The 5,836-nt window shown below is 73.8% G+C and carries 3 protein-coding genes and 1 pseudogene; 2 read left to right on the forward strand and 2 right to left on the reverse strand.

Annotated features, from left to right (window positions below; translation table 11 throughout):
* Window positions 1-98 precede the first annotated feature (98 nt).
* Window positions 99-788: pseudogene (locus AB0E96_RS37305) on the reverse strand (alpha-amylase family glycosyl hydrolase); the annotation flags it as partial.
* 91 nt (window positions 789-879) lie between these two features.
* Complete coding sequence (glgX, locus tag AB0E96_RS37310; protein WP_359830689.1) at window positions 880-3,003, reverse strand: glycogen debranching protein GlgX; 2,124 nt, start codon at window positions 3,001-3,003, stop codon at window positions 880-882.
* Window positions 3,004-3,412: 409 nt separating this feature from the next.
* Between glgX and AB0E96_RS37315 the strand changes: the two genes are divergently transcribed.
* Window positions 3,413-4,687: an SAV2148 family HEPN domain-containing protein gene (locus AB0E96_RS37315; protein ID WP_359830691.1), complete on the forward strand. Its 1,275-nt coding sequence runs from the start codon at window positions 3,413-3,415 to the stop codon at window positions 4,685-4,687.
* 45 nt (window positions 4,688-4,732) lie between these two features.
* Window positions 4,733-5,674, forward strand: a complete 942-nt coding sequence (locus tag AB0E96_RS37320; protein WP_359830693.1) for a GNAT family N-acetyltransferase — start codon at window positions 4,733-4,735, stop codon at window positions 5,672-5,674.
* Window positions 5,675-5,836: the final 162 nt, after the last annotated feature.

Genomic DNA, 5,836 nt, shown 5'->3' on the forward strand with positions numbered 1-5,836 from the left:
CACCCCGCCCTCCGTGTGCAGGTCCTCCAGCAGCGCCAGGCCCACGCCCTGCGCCACCCCCGCCTCGATCCGGTCCTCGATCTGGCGCGGGTTCAAGCCCGCAGCGCGATCAGCTCGTTGACGGTGAAGAAGCGCCGGTAGTTGAGCTCGGTGCGGGCCAGGCGCCACCAGGCGAGCCGGTACCACTGGCGGGCGAGCAGTTCGGTGAGCGGGAGCCCGGAGGTGCCGGGGCGCAGCGGCAGTTCGTGCTCGTGGTAGCGCAGGGTGTCGCCGTCCACGGTGAGCCGGTCGAGGACGGCGCCGAGCCGGTCGCCGAGCAGCGGCAGCAGTACCCGGCCGCGCCCGGGGGCGTCGGCGGGGCCGGGCTGGGCGGTCCAGTCGATGTCGAACCAGCGCGCGTACGGAGAGTCGGGCCCGTCGCGCAGCACCTGCCACAGCGGCCGGTTGAGCCGTTCGGGGGCGGGTACGGCCATGTGGTTGGGCACCACGTCGGCGATCAGCCGCAGGCCGTGGCGGTGCGCGGCGGCGGCCAGGTCGCGCAGCGCCGGCTCGCCGCCGAGCTGCTCGCTGATGCGGGTGTGGTCGACGGTGTCGTAGCCGTGGGTGGAGCCGGGGACGGCCTCCAGCAGCGGGGACAGGTGCAGGTGGGAGACGCCGAGGGCGGCCAGGTACGGGACGGCGGCGGTGGCGTCGCGCAGGGTGAAGCCGGGCTGGAGCTGGAGGCGGTACGAGGCGGAGGGGACGGTGGCGGCCGGGCGTGGCTGCGCGGGCTCGGCGGCGGGGGTCATAGCTCCATAGGTACCCGGGGGAGCCCGCCGCCAAGACCCGCTGCTGGCCCGAACAGGTGAGCGTCCCCGGCCGGGGCCGGGGGAACGGTGCCTACGCGGGGCGTTGCAGCACCATCAGCGAGCGGTCGGTGAGCCAGAGGGCGTCCCCGGCCTTGACCCGGGGCCCCGTGCCCGGGGCGGGCAGCCGGGGTTGGGAGGTGTCGACCACGACCTGCCACTCCCGCCCGTGGTCGGCGGGCACGGTGAACTCCAGCGGTTCGAAGTGGGCGTTGAACATCAGCAGGAAGGAGTCGTCGACGATCCGCCCGCCGCGCCGGTCCGGCTCGGAGATCGCGTGGCCGTTGAGGAAGACGGTCAGCGACTTGGCGTAGCTGGCGCCCCAGTCGCGCTTGGTCATCTCCTCGCCCGTCGGGGTGAACCAGGCGATGTCGGTGAGGTCGTCGAACCCGCCGGAGGCGGACACCGGCCGGCCGTGGAAGAACCGCCGCCGGCGGAACACCGGGTGGTCGCGGCGCAGCCAGATCATCCCCTGGGTGAACTCCAGCAGCCGTGTCCGCGGCCCGTCGCCCTCGGGCCAGTGCACCCAGGTGAGCTCGTTGTCCTGGCAGTAGGCGTTGTTGTTGCCCAGCTGGGTGCGGCCGAGCTCGTCGCCGTGCGAGAGCATCGGCACGCCCTGGGAGAGCATCAGGGTGGCGATGAAGTTGCGCTGCTGGCGCGCCCGCAGCTCCTCGACGGCCGGGTCGGCGCTGGGGCCCTCGGCGCCGCAGTTCCAGGAGCGGTTGAAGGACTCGCCGTCCCGGTTGTCCTCGCCGTTGGCCTGGTTGTGCTTCTCGTTGTACGAGACCAGGTCGCGCAGGGTGAAACCGTCGTGGCAGGTCACGAAGTTGATCGAGGCGATCGGGCGGCGGCCGTCGTCCTGGTAGAGGTCGGAGGAGCCGGTGAGGCGGGAGCCGAACTCGGCGAGGGCGGCGTTCTCGCCGCGCCACAGGTCCCGCACGGTGTCCCGGTACATGCCGTTCCACTCCGTCCACAGCGGCGGGAAGTTGCCCACCTGGTAGCCGCCCTCGCCGAGGTCCCAGGGCTCGGCGATCAGCTTGGCCTGGGAGACGACCGGGTCCTGCTGGACGAGGTCGAAGAAGGAGGAGAGCCGGTCGACCTCGTGGAACTGCCGGGCGAGGGTGGCGGCGAGGTCGAAGCGGAAGCCGTCCACGTGCATCTCGGTGACCCAGTAGCGCAGCGAGTCCATGATCAGCTGGAGTACGTGGGGGCTGCGCATCAGCAGGCTGTTGCCGGTGCCGGTGGTGTCCTCGTAGAAGCGCTGGTCCCGGGCGAGGCGGTAGTAGGAGACGTTGTCCAGACCGCGCAGCGACAGGGTCGGCCCGAGGTGGTTGCCCTCGGCGGTGTGGTTGTAGACGACGTCCAGGATCACCTCGATCCCGGCCGCGTGCAGCGCCTTGACCATGGACTTGAACTCCTGCACCTGCTGGCCGCGGTCGCCGGTGGAGGAGAAGGAGGAGTGCGGGGCGAAGAAGCCGACGGTGTTGTAGCCCCAGTAGTTGGCCAGGCCGAGGTCCCGCAGCCGGTGGTCGCGGACGAACTGGTGCACCGGCATCAGCTCGATCGCGGTGATGCCGAGCTTGGCCAGGTGCTCGATCACCGCCGGGTGGGCCAGGCCCGCGTAGGTGCCGCGGATCTCCTCGGGGATGCCGGGGTGCAGCCGGGTGAGGCCCTTGACGTGGGCCTCGTAGATGACGGTGCGGTGGTAGTCGGTGCGCGGCGGGTGGTCGGTGCCCCAGTCGAAGTACGGGTTGATCACCACCGAGTGCATGGTGTGCGGGGCGGAGTCCAGGTCGTTGCGGCGCTCGGGGGCGCCGAAGTGGTAGCCGTAGACGGACTCGTCCCAGTCGATGTGCCCGCTCATCGCCTTGGCGTACGGGTCCAGGAGCAGTTTGGCGCTGTTGTGCCGCTGGCCCAGCCCCGGGTTGTACGGGCCGTGCACGCGGAAGCCGTAGCGCTGGCCGGGCTGGACGCCCGGGAGGTAGGCGTGTCGGACGAAGGCGTCCGTCTCGCGCAGTTCGACGGCCGTCTCGGAGCCGTCCTCGGAGATCAGGCACAGCTCGATCCGGTCGGCGCTCTCGGAGAACACCGCGAAGTTGGTGCCGGCCCCGTCGTAGGTGGCGCCGAGCGGGTAGGGCGTACCGGGCCAGACCTGCATGACTCCTCAACTTCCTTGCTGCCGACGGTGACTGACGTGTGGCCGGAGGGCGGGACGGGCCGCCTTTCCGGCCCGGGACGCTCCCTTCCCGGCCGGGCGGCCGGGCATGTGCGTGACCGTGCGCCGTGACGCACGGCACAGCGGCCGTGACGCGCGGCACAGCGCATACTCCCCGAGCCCCCGCCCGGGGGCCGGGAGATCCGGCCCGGGTTGGGCCGAACGAGCGCCCGTCGGGCATTCGTGTGATGAGTACTCCCGGTGGGGCGGGAGGGGCGCCGGGCATCCGGCTGCGAGCCGCTCGCGGCGGGCAGTACCCTTGATCGTCCGGCCGCCCCGGCCGACCGGTGCTTGTCGACAACCCGTCAACGGCCCCCGCGCCCGCGGGGGTCAGCCGCAGATGAGGTGGCGCATGGTGTTCCCCGCTGGCGGCCGTGGCCCCGGGCCCGGCGGCCCCGACCGGGGCGCGACCCGCAGCGAGGCGCCCACGGTGGTCATGCGCCCCACCCTGACCGGCCGGGCCCTGGTGCCCGCCCAGAGCGGCCCGGTCGAGATACCCGCACTGGCCTGGTCGGCCGGCGAGTGGGAGGAGGCCTACCAGCGGGTCCGGCTGTCCAGCCGCGCCTACGTCTGGCTCAACCTGGTCGAACAGCGGCTGCGCGCCCTCGTCGACGAGGTGCTGCACCCGATCTACGCCCCCGCCCACGGCGAGGACTGGGTCACCGCCGCCGCCGGGCCGGTCGGCGAGGAGTGGGCGCACCGGGCCGGGGCCGTGCGCGAGGTCAGCCGCCGCAAGGGCTACCTGCTCGACCCGGCCGACGACGACCCGCTGGTCTTCCTCACCCTGCCCCAGCTGCGCGAGCTGATGGTGCAGCACTGGCCCTGCTTCGAGCCGTACCTCGCCGACCGGCGCGAGATCGAACTGGCGCTGGACGAGCTGGAGGTGGCCCGGCACGTCGTCTCCCGCAACCGGGTGCTCACCCAGACCGTGCTGGCCCAGACCGAACGGGCCGCCGCCCGGCTGCTCGCCGTGCTCGACGGCGGCGCCGGCGGGGTGCCCGCCGACGTGGTCGAGTCCCTGGTGGCCGGCCGGTACGCGGACGTCGTCGCCGTGCACGCCGACCGGGTCCGGCTCCAGCGCGACCTGCCCGTCGAGGACCTGCTGGACGGCGCCCGGCGCCTGGACGCGCTCGGCATCGGCCTCGGCATGCTCTGCCAGAACTACACCGGCAAGCGCCTGGTGCGCCTCGCCGGCGAGGGCTGCCGGGTGCGGCTGCTCTTCCTCAACCCGGCGAGCAGCGCCGTACGCCGCCGCGAACGCGAACTCGGCCTGGGGCGCAGCGAGTTGTCCCGCTCCATCGAGATGAACATCATGCACGTGCGGCGGGTGCGGGCCCGCCTGCGGGACCAGGGCGGCTTCGAGATCAGGGTCTTCGACGAGACCCCGCGCTTCACCGCCTACCTGGTCGAGGGCCCCCGCACGGCCGGCCAGGCGGGCGGCCGCCGCCAGGGCCGCGACCTCGGCGTCGTCCAGCCCTACCTGCGCCGCGCCCGCGGCATGGAGTCCCCGGCCCTGGTGCTGCGCGGCGGCGCCGGCCAGCAGCCCGGCGGCACCGAACCGGGACTGCTGGAGGTCTACCGCGAGGAGTTCGAGGGCATCTGGGCCGACTCCCGGCCCGTCTCCTGAGGAAAGCGCTGGTCGGGCCGGTGGCGCGGCTGCCAGACTGCGCCCGTGAACAGCGAACCCGACTGGAGCCTGCGTCCCGCCACGCCCGCCGACCTCGAACCCCTCGCCGAACTGCGGGCCCGGGTGATGCGCGCCGACCTCGAACGCCTCGGCCGCTACGACGACCACCGGGTCCGCCAACGGCTGCGCGACGGCTTCTCGCCCGAGCACACCTCGATCGTGCTGGTCAGGAGCGGCCCGGGCCGCCGCGTCTTCGCCGGCTCCGTCACCGTCCGCCCCGCCGACCGGGGCGGACGCCTGCTGGAGCACTTCTACCTCCACCCGCGCCACCAGGGCCGGGGCCTGGGCACCGCCGTCCTGCGCCACGTCCTCGCCGAGGCCGACGCGGCCGGCGAGCCCGTGCGCCTGAACGTCCTCCGGGGCAGCGCCGCCCGCCGCCTCTACGAGCGCCACGGCTTCCGGCTCGACCGCGAGGACGCCGTCGACGCCTTCCTGCACCGCCCGGTGCCGGCGGTGCGCACCGGCCCCGCCGCCGAACGCCTGCGGGACGCCGCCCTGCTGTGGAGCGTCGGAGAACTCACCGCCCGCGAGGTCGTCGACGCCGCCTGCGCCGCGCTCCTCGCCGGATCCGACGGCGAGGCGATCCTCGCCCTCGCCTCCTGCCCGGACGCCGAGGCCTCCGACCGGGTGCCGGACCTCCTGCCGCCCGCCCTCGCCGAGTTCGGACTCCACCACCACCCGCCCGGCGGCCCGCCCGGCAAGCAGGCCGTCCTGCGGGCGCTCGCCGCTGAACTGCTCGCCGGCCGGTACGGCCCCCAGGACCTGGCCCGCCGGGTCCGCGAACGCTTCGGCCACGACCTCGACTTCGACCCGGTCGACCGGCTCTGCCGCCTCGACGACGAGTACGCCACGCTGGAGTACTGGACCCGCACCAGGGAGGAGCTCGACGCCGAGGTCCTCGCCGAGGCGCGGCGGCTGACGGCCTGACGATTCCCCCTCCCGAGCGCCTGGTCCTGCCGTCCGCCTGCTGCACGCCGTCGCCGCGAGCGTCCTGCCCGCCCGCCTCGCCCTCGCCGCCCTGGCCGAGAAGTACCCGCTGTACCCGAACCTCTGATCACTCCGGTGATCGTTCGGGCGGGGTGACCGGCC

The sequence above is a fragment of the Kitasatospora sp. NPDC036755 genome, from assembly GCF_040636595.1.
GTDB lineage: Bacteria > Actinomycetota > Actinomycetes > Streptomycetales > Streptomycetaceae > Kitasatospora.

Bases quoted from the DNA above. Each gene is read 5' to 3' on its own strand.
- glgX (WP_359830689.1), bottom strand. From the start codon at position 3,003: ATGCAGGTCTGGCCCGGTACGCCCTACCCGCTCGGCGCCACCTACGAC.
- AB0E96_RS37315 (WP_359830691.1), top strand. From the start codon at position 3,413: ATGGTGTTCCCCGCTGGCGGCCGTGGCCCCGGGCCCGGCGGCCCCGAC.